This is a genomic window from Jiella sp. M17.18, assembly GCF_041027365.1.
Classification (GTDB): domain Bacteria; phylum Pseudomonadota; class Alphaproteobacteria; order Rhizobiales; family Rhizobiaceae; genus VKMB-3413.
Genome location: NZ_JBFTEH010000005.1, coordinates 200404 through 217837 on the forward strand (window position 1 = coordinate 200404; position 17434 = coordinate 217837).

At 67.8% G+C, this 17434-nt stretch carries 12 protein-coding genes; 7 read left to right on the forward strand and 5 right to left on the reverse strand.

The features are described 5' to 3' along the window. The first annotated feature begins 159 nt into the window (after positions 1 to 159). The 7 genes from AB5S17_RS11685 to edd all read left to right on the forward strand — a co-directional run bounded on the left by AB5S17_RS11685 (position 160) and on the right by edd (position 11296). The gene (locus AB5S17_RS11685; protein ID WP_369239463.1) at positions 160 to 1287 is read left to right on the forward strand and encodes a zinc-dependent alcohol dehydrogenase family protein; all 1128 of its coding nucleotides are present in this window, start codon (positions 160 to 162) and stop codon (positions 1285 to 1287) included. A 266-nt stretch (positions 1288 to 1553) separates the two neighbouring features. Continuing rightward, positions 1554 to 2984, forward strand: coding sequence for a glutamine synthetase family protein (locus tag AB5S17_RS11690; RefSeq protein WP_369239734.1), 1431 nt, complete (start codon positions 1554 to 1556; stop codon positions 2982 to 2984). Position 2985: 1 nt separating this feature from the next. After that, a complete protein-coding gene (locus AB5S17_RS11695) occupies positions 2986 to 4272 on the forward strand; it encodes an NAD(P)/FAD-dependent oxidoreductase (protein WP_369239465.1) in 1287 nt (428 codons plus the stop codon). Between the two features lie 394 nt (positions 4273 to 4666). Then, entirely contained in the window at positions 4667 to 5251 is a 585-nt protein-coding gene (locus AB5S17_RS11700; protein WP_369239467.1) for a biliverdin-producing heme oxygenase, read from the forward strand. Next, positions 5248 to 7845, forward strand: coding sequence for an HWE histidine kinase domain-containing protein (locus tag AB5S17_RS11705; protein WP_369239468.1), 2598 nt, complete (start codon positions 5248 to 5250; stop codon positions 7843 to 7845). Before AB5S17_RS11700 ends, AB5S17_RS11705 begins: the two co-directional genes overlap by 4 nt. Positions 7846 to 7962: 117 nt before the next feature. Next, positions 7963 to 9444: a glucose-6-phosphate dehydrogenase gene (gene zwf / locus AB5S17_RS11710; RefSeq protein ID WP_369239470.1), complete on the forward strand. Its 1482-nt coding sequence runs from the start codon at positions 7963 to 7965 to the stop codon at positions 9442 to 9444. Between the two features lie 34 nt (positions 9445 to 9478). Continuing rightward, positions 9479 to 11296 carry a phosphogluconate dehydratase gene (gene edd / locus AB5S17_RS11715; RefSeq protein WP_369239472.1) on the forward strand — a complete coding sequence of 606 codons (1818 nt, stop codon included), beginning with the start codon at positions 9479 to 9481 and terminating at the stop codon, positions 11294 to 11296. 24 nt (positions 11297 to 11320) lie between these two features. On the opposite strand, the gene AB5S17_RS11720 is transcribed toward edd, so the two are convergent. The 5 genes from AB5S17_RS11720 to AB5S17_RS11740 all read right to left on the reverse strand — a co-directional run bounded on the left by AB5S17_RS11720 (position 11321) and on the right by AB5S17_RS11740 (position 17295). Then, the gene (locus tag AB5S17_RS11720; protein ID WP_369239474.1) at positions 11321 to 12433 is read right to left on the reverse strand and encodes an ABC transporter ATP-binding protein; all 1113 of its coding nucleotides are present in this window, start codon (positions 12431 to 12433) and stop codon (positions 11321 to 11323) included. 25 nt (positions 12434 to 12458) lie between these two features. Further along, on the reverse strand, positions 12459 to 14117 hold the full coding sequence (locus AB5S17_RS11725; protein WP_369239476.1) for an alpha-glucosidase family protein: 1659 nt from the start codon (positions 14115 to 14117) through the stop codon (positions 12459 to 12461). A 5-nt stretch (positions 14118 to 14122) separates the two neighbouring features. Continuing rightward, on the reverse strand, positions 14123 to 14950 hold the full coding sequence (locus tag AB5S17_RS11730; protein ID WP_369239478.1) for a carbohydrate ABC transporter permease: 828 nt from the start codon (positions 14948 to 14950) through the stop codon (positions 14123 to 14125). Positions 14951 to 14953: 3 nt separating this feature from the next. Beyond that, on the reverse strand, positions 14954 to 15955 hold the full coding sequence (locus tag AB5S17_RS11735; RefSeq protein ID WP_369239480.1) for a carbohydrate ABC transporter permease: 1002 nt from the start codon (positions 15953 to 15955) through the stop codon (positions 14954 to 14956). A 77-nt stretch (positions 15956 to 16032) separates the two neighbouring features. After that, positions 16033 to 17295, reverse strand: a complete 1263-nt coding sequence (locus AB5S17_RS11740) for an ABC transporter substrate-binding protein (RefSeq protein ID WP_369239482.1) — start codon at positions 17293 to 17295, stop codon at positions 16033 to 16035. Positions 17296 to 17434 lie beyond the last annotated feature (139 nt).

Consider the following 17434-nt stretch of genomic DNA (forward strand, 5'->3'; position numbering starts at 1 on the left):
TCGCATGGGAAGGCCGGACCGCTAAGGAGTGGGCCGGCCTTTCCCCATGTCTTGTCTACCGGTAATCCTCTTCCCGTCATGCCATCGGTGAACATTCGCCGAAACGAACGCTTGGGCGGCCTCGCCGGGATGCGGCCGTCCCCCGGGAGGAATATCGACATGCCGTCCGTGCGCGCCGCCGTCCTCAACGCCTCTCCCGTCCCGCGGCCCTATGCCGAGACGCGGCCGCTCGCGATTGAGACGCTCGACCTTGCGCCGCCCGGCAGGAACGAGGTGCTGGTGCGGATCAAGGCCGCCGGCCTCTGCCATTCCGACCTGTCGGTCGTGAACGGTGCGCGGCCGCGGCCGGTCCCGATGGCGCTCGGCCATGAGGCGGCGGGGGTGGTCGAGGCGCTCGGCGAGGGCGTCGAGGATCTGGCCGTCGGCGACCACGTGGTGATGGTGTTCGTGCCGTCCTGCGGCCACTGCCTGCCCTGCGCCGAGGGCCGGCCCGCCCTGTGCGAACCGGGCGCCGCAGCGAATGGCGCGGGGACCCTGCTCGGCGGCGCGATGCGCCTCAGCTATCGCGGGGAGCCGATCCGGCATCACATCGGCGTCTCCGCCTTCGCCGAGGCGGCGGTCGTCTCGTGGAACTCCGTGGTCAGGATCGACCGCGACCTGCCCTTCGAGCACGCCGCGCTGTTCGGCTGTGCGGTGCTGACCGGCGTCGGTGCCGTGGTGAACACCGCTGACGTGAAGGCCGGCGAGAGCGTCGCCGTCATCGGCCTCGGCGGCGTCGGGCTGGCCGCCCTTCTCGGCGCGCTGGCAGCCGGCGCCTCCCAGGTGATCGCGGTCGACCCGATTGCGGAGAAGCGGCAACTGGCGCTGGACCTCGGCGCCTCGGATGCGGTGAATCCGCGCGACGAGGGCGCGGTCGCGGCGGTGAAGGCCCTGACGAATGGCGGCGTCGACGCGGCGGTGGAACTCGCCGGCTCGATCCCGGCCCTCGACTTCGCCTACCGGATCACCCGGCGCGGCGGCACCACGGTCACCGGCGGCCTCGCCGATCCGAACGAGCGACTGTCGCTGCAGCAGGTCTCGCTCGTCGCGGAGGAGCGGACCCTGAAGGGCAGCTATATCGGCAGCTGCGTTCCGAAGCGCGACATCCCGCGCTACGTCGCGCTGTTCAAGGCCGGCCGCCTGCCGGTCGACCGGCTGTGGACCAGCACCGGCGGCCTCGACGACATCAATATCGCCCTCGACGCCCTGGCGGAGGGCCGCACGATCCGGCACATCGTCCGGCCTTAGGCCCTTCGAGGCGGGCTTCGTCGGTGGCGGATGCCGCCTGTTTCGGCGCTCCGCCGGGCCGAACCGTCCGGTGGCCGAAGGCCCGCCTTCCATCCTCCCCCCCGGGCGGTCTATGCTCCCCTCGCCTGCAGGCAGCCTCGAAGGAACGCATGTCCGACAAAACCAGACCGACCTCTTCCCGGCCTCGCGCGCCGCAGAGGATCGAAACCCGCAAGAAGCAGGCGCCGGGCGGCGGCAACGAGGCCAGCCCCATCAAGGGCGCGCCGATGCCGGTCAAGCGCGGCTTCAACAACGTCAAGCTGTCGCCGGACGAGGCCAGCGCCTTTCTGGATTCCAAGCGCGGCGTGCGCTCGATGCACGAGGCGGCGGAGTGGCTCGCGGTGCGCGGCATCGACGACCTCGAATGCATCACGCCGGATCTCGCGGGCGTTGCGCGCGGCAAGATGATGCCGGCGAAGAAGTTCACCGCCAACACCTCGCTGGCGCTGCCCTCCGCGCTCTTCATGCACACGATCTCCGGCGACTATCCGGAAGAGAGCGGCGAGTTCCGCTACTCGCCGAACGACGGCGACCTGAAGCTGGTGCCGGATCTCTCGACGCTGGCGCTCGTGCCCTGGGAGAACGACCCGACGGCGCAGGTGATCTGCGATGTCGTCGACACGGCGGGCGCCGCCGTCGGCTACTCGCCCCGCAACGTGTTGAAGCGCGTGATGGCGCTTTACGAAAACCAGGGCTGGCGGCCGGTCGTCGCCCCGGAGATCGAGTTCTACCTCGTCTCCAAGAACGTCGATCCGGACTATCCGCTGGTGCCGCCGATCGGCCGCTCGGGCCGGCAGATCCAGTCCGGCCAGTCCTATTCGATCGGCGGCGTCAACGAGTTCGACGAGCTGATCGACGACATCTACGACTTCTCGGACGCGCAGGGGCTGGAGATCGACACGCTGATCCACGAGGAGGGTGCGGCGCAGCTCGAGATCAACCTGCGCCACGGCAATCCGCTGGAACTCGCCGACCAGGTCTTCATGTTCAAGCGCACGATCCGCGAGGCGGCGCTCGGCCAGGACATCTACGCCACCTTCATGGCGAAGCCCATCCAGGGCCAGCCGGGCTCGGCCATGCACATCCACCAGTCGGTGGTCGATGCGCGCTCGGGCCGCAACGTCTTCTCGAACGAGGACGGCCGCGCCTCCGACCTCTTCTACCACTTCCTCGGCGGCATGCAGCGCTATGTGCCCTGCGCGCTGATCATGATGGCGCCCTACGTCAACTCCTATCGCCGGCTGACCTACGGCATGGGCGCGCCGACCAACAACGCCTGGGGGTACGACAACCGCACGACCGCCTTCCGCGTCCCCTCCTCGGACGCCGCCGGCCGGCGGGTCGAGAACCGCCTGCCCTCCTCCGACGCCAACCCCTATCTCGCGATCGCGGCCTCGCTCGCCTGCGGCTATCTCGGCATGATGGGAAAGGTGAAGCCGGGCGAGCCGACCGACCGGACCGTCAACGAGGACGGCGAGATCGAGCTGCCGCGGGGCCTTCTGGAAGCGGTCGCCGCCTTCGAGGCGGAGGACGCCTTCCGCGAGGTGTTCAGCCGTGAGTTCGTCGGCACCTATGCCGGGGTCAAGCGCGGAGAGCACGAGACCTTCATGCAGGTGATCAGCCCGTGGGAGCGCGAATTCCTGCTGCTTCAGGTCTGAGATGAGCGCGCCCTATCAGTCGCCGATCGCGCCGGGCCGCTCCTGGTACGAGGATTCGGTCGTCCGCCCGGAATATCCCGCGCTGGACGGCAGCCTGGACGTGGACGTCGTGGTGGTCGGCGGCGGCTTCACCGGCCTGTCCGCCGGGCTGCACCTCGCCCGCGCCGGGGTCCGTGTCGCCGTCGTAGAGCAGCACCGCTTCGGCGACGGTGCATCCGGGCGCAACGGCGGCCAGATGGGCACGGGGCAGCGGCTCTGGCCGATGGAGATCGAGGCCGAATACGGCTTCGAGCGCTCCAAGGCGCTGTTCGACATCGCCGAGGACGCCAAGGCGCATCTCTTCGACTTCATCGAGACCAACGGCATCGACGCCGACCTTCGGCGCGGCCAGCTCTCGGTCGTGCACCGGCGCCGCTACCTCAAGGACTATCAGGCGCAGGTCGAGGACCTCGCCACCCGCTACGGCTATCCGCATGCCAGCTACATGGACGCCGAGGAAACGGCCGACCGGCTGGGCTCGCGGCGCTATTTCGGCGGCATCCGCGACACCGGCACCGGCCATCTCAATCCGATGAAGCTGGTCGTGAACACCGCCAGGGTCGCCGCGGAGACGGGCGCCCTCCTGTTCGAGAACACGACGGTCGAACGGCTCGACAGGCGCGAGGGCAGGATCGTCGCGAAGACGGCCGCAGGCGACATCCGGGCCGAGCGGGCGCTTCTCGCGGTCAACGCCTATGGTCAGGGGCTGGAGCCGTCAGTCGACGCGCATGTCATGCCCATCGGCTCCTTCATCGGCGCGAGCGAGCCGCTCTCCGAGCCGGATCGCGTCCTGCCCGGCGGCGAGTCCTGCGACGATTCCCGCTTCGTCGTGCGCTACTTCCGCAAGAGCGTCGACGGGCGGCTGCTGTTCGGCGGCCGCGAGGCCTACACCTCGGCGGCCGGCGACATCGGCAAGCACATCCGCAAGCAGATCGCCGAGGTCTATCCGCATCTGAAGGACGTGCGCCTCACCCATGCCTGGGGCGGCTCCGTCGGCATCACCATGGAGCGCCTGCCCTATGTGCGCAGCCTCGCCCCGGGCGTGACCACGATCGGCGGCTTTTCCGGGCACGGCGTCATGCTCGCGAACTTCGCCGGCCGGCTCTACGCCGAGCGCGTCGCGGGCAACCGCGACCGGCTGGCAGAGTTCGAACGGCTGCGCATTCCCGCCTTTCCCGGCGGGCGGCGCATGCGCGCGCCGCTGCTGTTCCTGGCGATGACCTGGTTCTCGCTGCGCGACCGGCTGTAGGGTGCCGACACTCCCAAATCTTCGTAGCCGGCTATTGAAGATCACGGATTTTTGCTCCGCAGGCACCGGCGCGCCGCTTTTTCCTACTCTCCACAGGCTGGCGGCCGGGCGCTCGCCTCTCCTCCGCCGGCTAAGCGCTTTCGGTCGCTGACGCTTTGCCCGGAGGGCATCGCGAACCCGCGCGCGCCGGACCTGGAACCGGCAGTTGTTCGTGGCTCAAATCCTGGTCGTGCCGCTTCAACGCGGCGCTGCGCTCTGCCCGCCCTCGGCTCGCTGCCCCTTGCAAGTGCCGGATTCGAAATGCATTTCGTGGCAGATGAACATTCCGACCGCCGTACCCCTTCCCCGGACCGCCGCCGTCGATCCCGTGCATGCGCCCCCGTCGCTGCGCCAGATGCTGCGGGTGGCGACCGGGGACGTGCACGCCCGGCTCGACGGTCGCTTCGCCGGCATGGTCGAGGCGGAGACGCCGTGCCTCTACCACCGCTTCGTCCGCATGAACCACGCCTGTCATGCCGTGGTGGAACCGCTGCTCGCGGCGGCGGACGACGGAACGATGGCCGCCGTGCTGGCGGGGCGTCCCGACCTCCTGCGCGCGCTCGAAACCGACATGGCGGCCATGGCTCTCACGCCGCTGGACCATAAGGCCGCGAAGTTTTCGGTGGCGGGGCCTGCCGAAGCCGCGGGGCTGCTCTATGTGCTCGAGGGATCGCGTCTCGGCGCGCGTTATCTCCACCATGCCCTGACACGCGGCGATGCGGCGTCGCGCTGGCCAGGCATCACGATGTTCTATCTCGAGAGCGCCGCAAAGCCCGGACATTTCTCGCAGTTTCTGGACGAGCTCTCGAGCCGGCTGCCCACGATCGGCGAGCGACAACGCTCCGTCGAGGCGGCGCTCGCGGCTTTCTCGCTGTTCGAGAAGGCGGCCGACGAGGCCGGGAACACGGGCCTTCGAGCGGTCGATCACCATCCAGCATGAGCGATAACACCCCCTCCTTTCCCGTCGACCTGTCCAACTGCGACCGGGAGCCGATCCATCTCCTGGGGCAGATCCAGGGCTTCGGCTTCCTGATCGCCGCCTCGATGGACTGGCTGGTGCAGCATGTCTCGGCGAATGTCGCCGACTATCTCGGCCGCGCACCGGACGACCTTCTGGGCGAGCCGCTGAGCGGCATCCTGCCGCGCGCCAGCCTGCATGCCATTCGCGGACGCCTGCAGGTGCTGGCGCCGAACGACGGCTCCGAGCGCATCTTCGGCCTCGACCTTCTGGGCAACGGCAGGCTCTTCGACGTCGCCATCCACATTTCCGGAAATTCGATCGTCATCGAGGCCGAGCCGGCCTCTGAGGACCGGGCGGTCAATCCGGGAACGCTGGTCAAGAGCATGATCGGGCGCATCCAGCGCTGCGAGACGCTCGACCAGATCTACAACGAGTCCGTCCGGCAGCTACGGGCGGTGACGGGCTTCGACCGCGCGATGCTCTACCGCTTCGCCGACAGCGGGTCCGGCAATGTCGTCGCGGAGAGCGTCGGGCGGGGCTTCGAGCCCTTCCTCGGGCTGAACTATCCCGCCAGCGACATTCCCCGTCAGGCGCGGACCCTCTACATCCGCAACCAGATCCGGATCATCGCCGATGTCGACGCCGAGACGGTTCCGGTCGTTCCAGCGATCAATCCGGAGGGCGAGCCGCTCGACCTGTCGCTGTCGCTGCTGCGGGCGGTGTCGCCCATCCATATCGAATATCTGAAGAACATGGGCGTCTCGGCCTCGTTCTCGATCTCGATCGTCATCGACGGCAAGCTCTGGGGCCTGTTCGCCCTGCACAACTACAGCGCCCGGCACGTGCCGATGGAGATCCGCTCGACGACCGAGCTGTTCGGGCAGGTGGTTTCGCTGGTCATCGAGGGGCGCCTCGCCAAGGAACTGCGGCAGGCCGAGGAGATCGCCCGGGACCTGCACGACAAGGTGGTCGGGCGGTTGATCTCCACCACGCCCTCGATCGACGAACTGTTCGACTTCGCCCACGACTTCCGCGAACTGATCCCCTGCGACGGCTTCGCGATCTGGGCCGACGGCACGGCGCGCACGGTCGGCACCTGCCCCTTTCCCGACGATTTTCCCGCTCTCGCGCGCTTCCTCAACCGAGCCGCCGCGAGCAAGGTCTATGCGAGCGACGAACTCGCCGCCGTCTATCCCAAGGCGAACGACTTCGCTGACCGCGCCGCCGGGCTGATCGCCATTCCCATCTCGCGCACGCCCCGCGACTATCTCATGTTCTTCCGCAAGGAGATCGTCCAGAGCGTCACCTGGGCCGGCAATCCGGAGAAGAAGGACGCCGTCTACGGGCCGAACGGGCCGCGCCTGACACCGCGCAAGAGCTTCGAGGCCTGGCAGGAGACGGTGCGCGGCAAGAGCCGCAGCTGGGGTCCGTCCGAGCTGAAGGCGGCGGAAGCCCTGCGCGTCTCCATCCTGGAAGTGCTGCTGCGCTTCAACGAGGAGAACGAGCGCCAGCGCACGCTGGCGACCCAGCGGCAGGAACTCCTCATCGCCGAGCTCAACCACCGGGTCCGCAACATCCTGTCGCTGATGCGCGCGCTCGTCGTGCAGAGCCGGGCCGGCGCGCGCTCGGTCGAGGACTTCTCGGCGATCATCGGCGGCCGCATCCAGGCGCTGGCGCGCGCCCACGACCAGATCACCGACGACAGCTATTCCGCGCAGAGCCTGCGCTCGATCGTGCAGACCGAGGTCGAGGCGTATATCGGCCACAAGGCCAGCCGCGTCGCCCTGAACGGCCCGGAGGTCATGGTCGACGCCAAGGCGTTCTCGACGCTCGCCCTGGTCTTCCACGAAATGGTGACGAACTCGGCCAAATACGGCGCCCTGTCGGATTCGCTCGGCTCGGTGAGCGTCGACTGGGCGGTCGACGCCAACGACTGCTGCGAGATCCGCTGGCAGGAGCGCGACGGCCCGCCGGTCGCCCCGCCCACCCGTCGCGGTTTCGGCTCGACCATCATCGAACGCTCGATCCCCCACGATCTCGGCGGCAAGGTCGAGATCGACTACCGGCTGGCCGGACTGAAGGCGCGGTTCACGCTGCCGCCGACGGTCTTCCACATCACCGCGGAAGCCGCTCAGGCCGACGCCAGCAACTTGTCCAACCCGATGGAGCCGGCGCGCGTGTCGAACGGCAATAGCAGCCTCAACGGTCTGACCGCCCTGGTGGTCGAAGACAACATGATCATTTCGCTCGATGCCGAGCAGCTTCTCTTGGACAACGGGCTGTCGAAGGTGTTCTCCGCCATGAGCGTCGCCGACGCCAAGGAGATCCTCGAGGCCGAAAGCGTCGACGTGGCGCTGCTCGACGTCAATCTCGGCAACGAGACGAGCTTCAGCCTGATCGGGCCGTTGAACAGCAAGGGCGTGCCCTATGTGTTCGTGACGGGATACGGCGAGAAGCTCGATCTGCCGGACGAGGCCGACGCGCGGGTCGAGGCGATCAAGAAGCCGTTCGCGCCGGACCAGGTTCTGGCCGCGGTCTCCCGGGCGGCGGCGCGGCGCGAAAACCGCGCCTGAGACGGAAAGGTCGCGGGTCCTGGCGCGATTTTTCTTGCCTCTGGAATAATTCAATCGATTAGACTATGAGCGGCGGACTCCGGAGAAGCCCGGGGCCAAGCGATTGGAAGGCGAGCGATGTCCAGCCAGATCATTCCCGTCGAGCCCTTCGACTACATCGTCTTCGGGGGCAACGGCGATCTTGCCGAGCGAAAGCTGCTGCCGGCGCTGTACCATCGCGACCATGACGGGCAGATCCCGCCAGAGGCGCGCATCATCGGCGCCTCGCGCAGCCAGATCTCCGACGAGGAATATCGCGGCTTCGCGCGCGAAGCGCTGGTGAAGCACGTCAAGCCGGAGGACCTGCACGAGGTCTCGCTCGACCGCTTCCTGCAGCGCCTCTACTACCGGCAGATCGACGCGATGGCGGACGGCGGCTGGGACGAGCTGCGGGCGCTGCTCGACGAGGCCGGCCAGGACCGGATCCGGGCGTTCTATCTGGCCGTCGGCCCGGCGCTGTTCGGCGAGATCGCCAGCCGGATCAGCGAAAAGGGCCTGTCGACGCCGAATTCCCGTCTGGTGGTGGAAAAGCCGGTGGGGCGTGATCTCGCCTCGGCGAAGGCGCTGAACGAGCGGATCGGCCGGTATTTCGACGAGGATCAGGTCTTCCGCATCGACCACTATCTCGGCAAGGAGACGGTGCAGAACCTGATGGCGCTGCGCTTTGCCAATGCGCTGTACGAGCCGGTCTGGAACTCCACCCATATCGACCATGTCCAGATCACCGTCGCCGAGGAGGTCGGCCTGGAAGGCCGCGCCGGCTATTACGACAAGGCGGGCGCGCTGCGCGACATGGTGCAGAATCACATCGCCCAGCTGATGTGCCTCGTCGCCCTGGAGCCGCCCTCGGCCATGGACGCCGACGCGCTGCGCGACGAGAAGCTGAAGGTGCTGCGCGCCCTCAAGCGCATCGACGGGACCAATGTCGAGAATGTCACCGTGCGCGGCCAGTACAAGGCCGGCGCATCCGGGGGCGCCGCGGTGAAGAGCTATTCCGACGATCTCGGCAATGGCGGCAGCGACACCGAGACCTTCGTCGCCATCAAGGCCGAGATCGCCAACTGGCGCTGGGCCGGCGTGCCGTTCTACCTGAGGACCGGCAAGCGCCTGTCCGAGCGCATGTCGGAGATCGTCGTCACCTTCCGCCCGATCCCGCACAACATCTTCGCGGGCATGGCCGCCGGCAACGTCCAGCAGAACCAGCTGGTGATGCGGCTGCAGCCGGACGAGGGCGTGAAGCAGTGGCTGATGATCAAGGACCCGGGTCCCGGCGGCATGCGCCTGCGCCACGTGCCGCTGGACATGACCTTCGCCGAATCCTTCCGCACCCGCAATCCGGACGCCTACGAGCGGCTTCTGATGGACGTCATCCGCGGCAACCAGACCCTGTTCATGCGCCGCGACGAGGTCGAGGCCGCCTGGGAGTGGATCGACCCGATCCTGAAGGCCTGGGACGAGCGGAACGTCAGGGCGCAGGGCTACACCGCCGGCACCTGGGGACCCTCCTCGTCGATCGCGCTGATCGAGCGCGACGGGCGCACCTGGCACGAGCCCGATTGAGGCTCCTGCTCTTCGCTGGAAAAGGTTGAAACCGATGACCGCCGACCGCCGCATCGAAGAGATCACCGATCGCATCCGCGAACGCTCGGCCGCCACCCGCGAGCCCTATCTGGCGCGCATCCGCGCGAAGGGCGCCGAGGGGCCGAAGCGCTCGACGCTCACCTGCGGCAACCTCGCCCACGGCTTCGCCGCCTGCGGGCCGCTCGACAAGGAGCGGCTGTCGGGCGACGTGACGCCCAATCTCGGCATCATCACCGCCTATAACGACATGCTCTCGGCGCATCAGCCCTATGAGCGCTTCCCGGAGATGATCCGGCAGGCGGCGCGGGAGGTCGGCGGCACCGCGCAGGTGGCCTCGGGCGTTCCCGCGATGTGCGACGGCGTCACGCAGGGGCAGGACGGCATGGAGCTGTCGCTGTTCTCGCGCGACGTCATCGCCATGGCCGCCGCCGTCGGGCTCAGCCACGACATGTTCGACGCGGCCGTCTATCTCGGCATCTGCGACAAGATCGTTCCGGGTCTTGCCATCGCGGCTCTGACCTTCGGCCATCTGCCGGCGATCTTCATCCCCGGCGGGCCGATGACCTCGGGCCTGCCGAACGACGAGAAGAGCCGCATCCGCCAGCTCTATGCCGAGGGCAAGGTCGGCCGCGACGAGCTTCTGAAGTCGGAATCGCAGTCCTATCACGGCCCCGGCACCTGCACCTTCTACGGCACGGCGAACTCCAACCAGATGCTGATGGAGATCATGGGCCTCCACACGCCGGGCTCGTCCTTCGTCAACCCGAACACGCCGCTGCGCGACGCGCTGACCAGGGAAGCCGCCAAGCGCGCCCTGTCGATCACCGCGCTCGGCAACGAGTACACACCCGTCGGCCTCGTCGTCGACGAGCGGGCGGTGGTCAACGGCGTCGTCGGCCTGCATGCCACCGGCGGCTCGACCAACCACACCATGCATCTCGTGGCGATCGCGGCGGCCGCCGGCATCAAGCTGACCTGGCAGGACATCTCGGACCTCTCCGACGTCACGCCGCTGCTCGCCCGCGTCTATCCGAACGGCCTCGCCGACGTGAACCACTTCCACGCCGCCGGCGGCATGGGCTTCCTCATTCGCGAGCTGCTCGATCGCGGCCTCCTCCACGAGGACGTGCGCACCGCCTGGGGCACGGGCCTGCGAGCCTATACGATCGAGGCGCGGCTCGGCGCCGACGGCCAGACCGTGGTGCGCGAGAACGCCCCGGCCGAAAGCGGCGATCCGAAGGTGCTGACGACGACTGACAAGCCGTTCTCGACGAATGGCGGCCTGAGGATGCTGAACGGCAATCTCGGCAAGGCGGTGATCAAGGTCTCCGCGGTGAAGCCGGAGCGCCGCGTCGTCGAGGCACCGGCCAAGGTGTTCCACGACCAGAACCAGCTGAAGGTCGCCTTCGACGCCGGTGAGCTCGACCGCGACTTCATCGCCGTCGTGCGCTTCCAGGGGCCGCAGTCGAACGGCATGCCGGAGCTGCACAAGCTGACGCCGCTGCTCGGCGTCCTGCAGGACCGCGGCCACAAGGTGGCGCTGGTCACTGACGGGCGGATGTCGGGTGCCTCCGGCAAGGTGCCGGCGGCGATCCACGTCACGCCCGAGGCCAAGGCTGGCGGCCCGATCGCGCTCGTCGAGGACGGCGACATGATCCGCGTCGACGGCGAGATGGGGACGCTGCAGCTGCTGGTCGAGCCAGCGAAGCTCGCCACGCGGACGCCCGCGACGCCGGACCTGTCCGGCAACGACTTCGGCATGGGCCGCGAACTCTTCGCGACCTTCCGCGCCTCTGTCGGCACCGCCGACAACGGCGCCAGCGTGTTCTGACGAAGCGGCCTTTGCCGGGCCGCCTCAGGCGGCGGCGCGGCGGGCCCGGGATCTGACGGCGCGGCCCTCCTCGTCGAACAGCCGCATCGCCTCGGGACTGGCGTCAAGCGAGACGACCGTGCCGCGCGCGATCTGCACCTCGCCGGGAAGCTTGGCGACGAAGGGCTCGTCGGGCCGGCCGATGTCGACATAGATCAGGGTCACCTCGCCGAGCGACTCGGTGAGCGTGACCGCCCCGCGAAACGGCGCATCCCCGGCCTGCGCGATCGTCAGATCCTCGGGCCGGATGCCGAGATGGGCCGAACGTCCCTCGAGAGTCCCCGGAGACGCGATCGGCAGGGTGATCCGGCCGCCGCCCTCCGGCAGGACGGTCGTCGTCTCTCCGGCGCGGCCGATCTCGGCCGGCAGGACGTTCATCGCCGGCGAACCCAGGAACTTCGCGACGAAGAGATTGTCCGGGTTCTTGTAGAGCTGCATCGGCGTTCCGACCTGCTCCACATAGCCCTTGTTGAGGACGACGATGCGGTCGGCGAGCGTCATCGCCTCGACCTGGTCGTGGGTGACGTAGATCATCGTCGTGCCGGCCATCTTCTCGTGCAGGCGGGCGATCTCGATCCGCGTCTGCACGCGCAGCGCCGCGTCCAGGTTGGAGAGCGGCTCGTCGAACAGGAAGACGCGGGGGTCGCGGGTGATCGCGCGGCCGATCGCGACGCGCTGGCGCTGGCCGCCGGAGAGCGCCTTGGGCAGGCGGTCGAGATAGGGCTCGATCTGCAGGATGCGCGCCGCCTCGCACACCTTGGCGTCGATCTCCTCTTTGCCCTTCCCCTTCTCCAGCGTCAGGCCGAAGGCCATGTTCTCGTAGACCGTCATGTGCGGATAGAGCGCGTAGGACTGGAAGACCATGGCGATGCCCCGCTCCTTCGGCGTCATCGCGTTGACCACCTTTCCGCCGATCTCGAGCGTGCCGCCGGTGATGTCCTCGAGGCCCGCGATGACCCGCAACAGGGTGGACTTGCCGCAGCCGGACGGGCCGACGAACACCACGAATTCGCCGGCCCCGATGGCAAGGTCGATGCCGTGCAGGACCTCCGCCTGTCCATAGGACTTGCGGACCCCGGTCAGTTTGAGTTCGGCCATTCTCTCCTCCCTTCGCCTTTCGTCCTCACAGCATTGCGACGAACCCGTCATGCGCCGGCAGGATCACCCGGCCTCCATCCAGCTGGCCGGAGAAGCCGTGGCCTTCGAGCGGCACCGGACGGTCGGCGCCGATGTCGAGCGCGGCTTCGGCCTCGGACAGGTTGAAGGCGCAGAGGATGCGCTCGCCGGCGCCCTCCCGCACGAAGGCGAGGACATCCGGTCCCGCATCGAGAAAGGCGATCGTGCCCGCCACCAGCGCCGGATGAGCGCGGCGAAAGCGTAGGAAGGCGCGGTAGAAATGCAGGAGCGAGTCCGGATCGGCCTCCTGGCGGTCGACCGCTCGGGCGAGATGTTCGGCCGGCACCGGCAGCCAGGGCCGTGCGGTGGTGAAGCCGCCCTGCGGCGCGCCGGCCTCCCACACCATCGGCGTGCGGGCGCCGTCGCGACCTTTGACCTCGGGCCAGAAATTGATGCCGTAGGGATCGACGAGATCCTCATAGGCGATGTCGGCTTCGGTCAGCCCGAGTTCCTCGCCCTGATAGAGGCAGACCGAGCCCCGGATGGTGAGCAGGATGCCGGCCGCGAGACGCAGGATGCGCTCGACCTCGTCGCGTCCGCCGGCCCAGCGCGTCGCATGGCGTTCGACATCGTGGTTCGAGAAGGCCCAGCAGGCCCAGCCGTCGGAGGCCTTGGCCTCGAAGCGTTCGAGGATGCCGCGGATCGCGGCAGCTGCCGGCATCCGGCCGGAGAGGAAGTCGAAGGCGTAGCACATCTGCAGCCGGTCGCCGCCCGTCGTGTATTCCGCCATCAGTTCGACGCCGCGGATGCGCTCGCCCACCTCGCCGACCGCCATCGCGCCGTATTCGTCGAGCAGCGCCCTCAGTTCGCCCAGGAAGACCGGCACCTCCGGCCGGTTCTTGTCGTGGAGATGGTCCTGCCAGTTGTAGGGCTGGTTGCGCGAGGCCATCACCTCCGACTGCAAGGCCGGATCGAGCGGCGGATTGTCGGCCAGCGCGGCATCGTGGAAATAGAAGTTCGCCGTGTCGAGCCGGAAGCCGTCGACGCCGCGGTCCAGCCAGAAACGGACGTCGGCGAGCAGCGCCTCGCGCACCGCCGGATTGTGGAAGTTGAGGTCCGGCTGCGAGGTCAGGAAGTTGTGGAGGTAGTACTGCCGGCGGCGGGAGTCCCACTCCCAGGACGAGGCGCCGAAGACCGACAGCCAATTGTTCGGCGGCGTGCCGTCCGGCTTCGGATCGGCCCAGACGTACCAGTCGGCCCGCCCGTTGTCGCGGCTTGAGCGGCTTTCGACGAACCAGGGGTGCTTGTCCGACGTGTGCGACAGGACCTGGTCGATGATCACCTTCAGGCCGAGGCGATGAGCCTCCGCGACGAGCGCGTCGAAATCGGACAGCGTGCCGAAGATCGGGTCGACGCCGCGATAGTCGGAGATGTCGTAGCCGAAGTCCTTCATCGGCGAGGGCATGAAGGGCGACAGCCAGATGGCGTCGACGCCGAGGGAGGCGACATGGGGCAGCCGCGACGTGATCCCGGCGAGATCGCCGATGCCGTCGCCGTTGGAATCCTGGAAGGAGCGCGGATAGATCTGGTAGATGACGCCGCCGCGCCACCATTCGGCCGCCTCGCGCCGAGCGCCCGCCACCGGTTCCGCGTCCGTCCGCTCCATCGGGCTCATCCCTTCACGCCGCCGGCGGTCAGGCCGGAGATGATCTTGCGCTGGAATATGAGGACGAGGACGATCAGGGGAACGGTGACGATCACCGAGGCCGCCATGATCGTGCCCCAGGGGATTTCCTGCTCCGAAGCGCCGGAGAGCAGCGCGATGGCGACCGGCACCGTGCGGGTCGAATTGTTGGAGACGAAGGTCAGCGCGAACAGAAACTCGTTCCAGGCGGCGATGAAGGCGAGCAGGCCGGTGGTCACCAGCGCCGGCCACATCAGCGGCAGGAACACCCGCATCACGATGACGAAGGGCGACGCCCCGTCAACGATCGCCGCCTCCTCGATCTCCACCGGCAGGTCGCGCATGAAGGTGGTCAGCACCCAGACGGTGAACGGCAGGGTGAAGATCATGTAGGCGAAGATCAGCGAGAACAGCGTGTTGTAGAGCCCCGCGGCCCGGACCATCTCGAACAGGCCGGCCAAGACGGCAATCTGCGGGAACATCGAGACCGCCAGGATCGTCAGCAGCAGGAGGCCGCGGCCGGCGAAGTTGATGCGCGACAGCGCATAGGCGGCGGTGACCGCCAGGAACAGCGAGATCGCGACGACCACCACCGCGACGATCACCGAGTTGAGGATGTTCGTCGGAAACACGCCGTTGGTGAGGACGTCCCGGTAGTTGGCGAGGGAAAGGCTCGTCGGCAGATAGGTCACTTCGAAGAGTGCCGTGCCGGATTTCAGGCTGGTCAGGATCGCGTAGTAGAACGGGAAGATCGAGAACAGGACGATCAGGACGACGAGGGCGTAGAAGCCGGTGCGCTTGACGAGGATCGGCATGGCTCACGTCCCCCGGCCGCCGAGGTCGAGCCGGGCGACCTTGATGTAGAACAGCGTGATCAGCGCGATCACCAGGAACAGGAAGGTCGAGGCGGCCGAGCCGTAGGCGAACTTGTCGAACTGGAAGAGATTCTCCTGCGCGAAGACCGACATCGACTTGGTCTGCGAGTTGTTCGGCGTCAGCACGTAGATCAGGTCGAAGACGCGCAGCGCGTCGAGCGCCCGGAAGATCACCGCGACGAGGATCGCCGGGCGGATCAGCGGCAGCGTCACCTTGAAGAACACCTTCACCGGATGCACGCCGTCGATTTTCGCCGCCTCGTAGACGTCGCCCGGCACCATCTGCAGCCCGGCGAGGATGAGGAGCGCCATGAAGGGCGTCGTCTTCCAGACGTCGACGATGATCACCGCCCACATCGCGGTATCCGGATTGGCGGTCCAGGCGATCGGCGCGGAGATCAGCCCGATCGACATCAGCATGTCGTTGAGGATGCCGAACTGGTCGTTCATCATCCAGGCCCACATCTTGGCCGAGACGATGGTCGGGATCGCCCAGGGGATCAGCACCGCCGCGCGCACGAAGCCGCGGCCGACGAACTCGGCGTTCAGCACCAGCGCGAAGACGAGGCCGAGCACCGTCTCGATCGAGACCGAGATCACCGCATAGTAGACGGTGTTCCAGACCGCGTTCCACCAGCCGGAATCGAAGAACAGGCCGAAATGCTCGCCGGTGCCGTCGCCGTAGTCGACATATTCCCAGTAGTTGCGGATGCCAACGAACTTGGCATTGGCGAGGTCGGAGAGGCTGGCGTCGGTGAAGGAATACCAGATGGTCTTCAGGAGCGGCCAGCCGGCGACGAGCGCCAGGACGAGGAGCATCGGCGCGAGGAACAGCCAGGCGGCGCGCAGCCGCTGGCGCGACAGGTCGGACTTCAGCGCCGCGCCCCGTTCCTCGGCCGCGATCGCCTTGTCGGTGGGCGGCGCGCCCAGCGAGACATTCGCCATCGGTCTCCTCCCCGGCCGGCGTGTCCTTGTTCCGTGCCCGCGCGCCGATGGATGCGGCGCGCGTCAGGCGGCTGCCGTCATTCCCAGCCGCCCCGCTTCAGACGGCGCAGCTGATGATCGAGCTTCGTCAGGTTCTCCTTGGCGGACCCGCGGCCGGCCAGCGTCTCGTTGACGGCGGTCCAGAAGTCCTTCGAGACCTCGTTGTACTGCTTCTTGGTCGGGGCCGAGGGCCGCGGAACGGCACCGGCGACGACATCCTTCCACTTGGCGACGATCGGCTGCCGCTTGACGATGTCGGGGTCGGAATAGAGCGACGGAATGGTCGGCAGGCGCGCGGCACCCAGCGCCCGTTCCTTCTCCGCCTTCTCCGACGTCAGGAACTTGACGAGGTCGATCGCCTCCTTCTGGTGCTTTGAGTATTTCGAGACGGCAAGGTTCCAGCCGCCGAGGCAGGCGGCGGACTTGCCGTCCTTGCCGGCCGGCAGCGGCTCGACGGCGAACTTGCCGGCGACGGCCGAATCCTTGCCTTCGCCGAGCGGATAGGCATAGGGCCAGTTGCGCATGAAGACGGCATTGCCGGTCTGCCAGACGCCGCGCGACTCCTCCTCCTTGTAGGCGAGCACGCCTTCCGGCGCGATCGTGCCGATCCAGCCCTTGGCCTGCTCCAGCGCCGCGACCGCCTTCGGATTGTTGATGGTGATGTCGCCGTTCGGCGCGACGATCTGGCCGCCGCCGTGGCTCGCCACCCATTCCAGCGCGTCGCAGGTCAGCCCCTCATAGGGCGCGCCCTGGAAGACGAAACCGTTCATCTGCTTGTTGCCGGCGGCCCGCTCCTTGTCCTGGATCGTCTTCGCCGTCTCGGTCAGTTCGGCCCAGGTCTTCGGCGGCTTCATGCCGTATTTGTCGAGCAGGTCCTTGCGATAGTAGAGCGCCGGAGCGTCGGTATACATCGGGAAGGCGACGAGCTTGCCGTTCACCGTCTGCGACTGGATGATCGACGGGATCTGCTTGGGGATCTCGTCCTTCATCGCCTGCGACAGGTCGACGAAGTCGGCCGCCAGCTGCGGGGCCCAGATCACGTCGGTCCGATAGACGTCGATGTCGGAATTGCCGGCGGACAGCCACAGCCGGTACTGGCCGAACTGGTCGGTGGTCGAGGCCGGCATCTCGACGATCTTCACCGTGTTGCCGGACTGCTTTTCGTACTCGTCGAGCTGGCCGCGCAGTTCCTGGATATCGGTGCCGACCGAGCCGGACACGATCGACAGCTGCACGGCGTAAGCCGGTCCGGCGAGCAGGCTGGCGGCGGCAACGGCCAGAAGGCAGTTTCGAAGGGTCATTCCGTTTCCTCCCGAGGTCTTCGAAGACCGGTGGAACGGGTTCACGCGGGAACGCTCGATCGTCGGAGCGGCGCCATGGCCCGTTCGCGTCGTTGTCCCGGAAAAGCTAACCGCGCGGGAACGAAACGCAAGGGAGAAG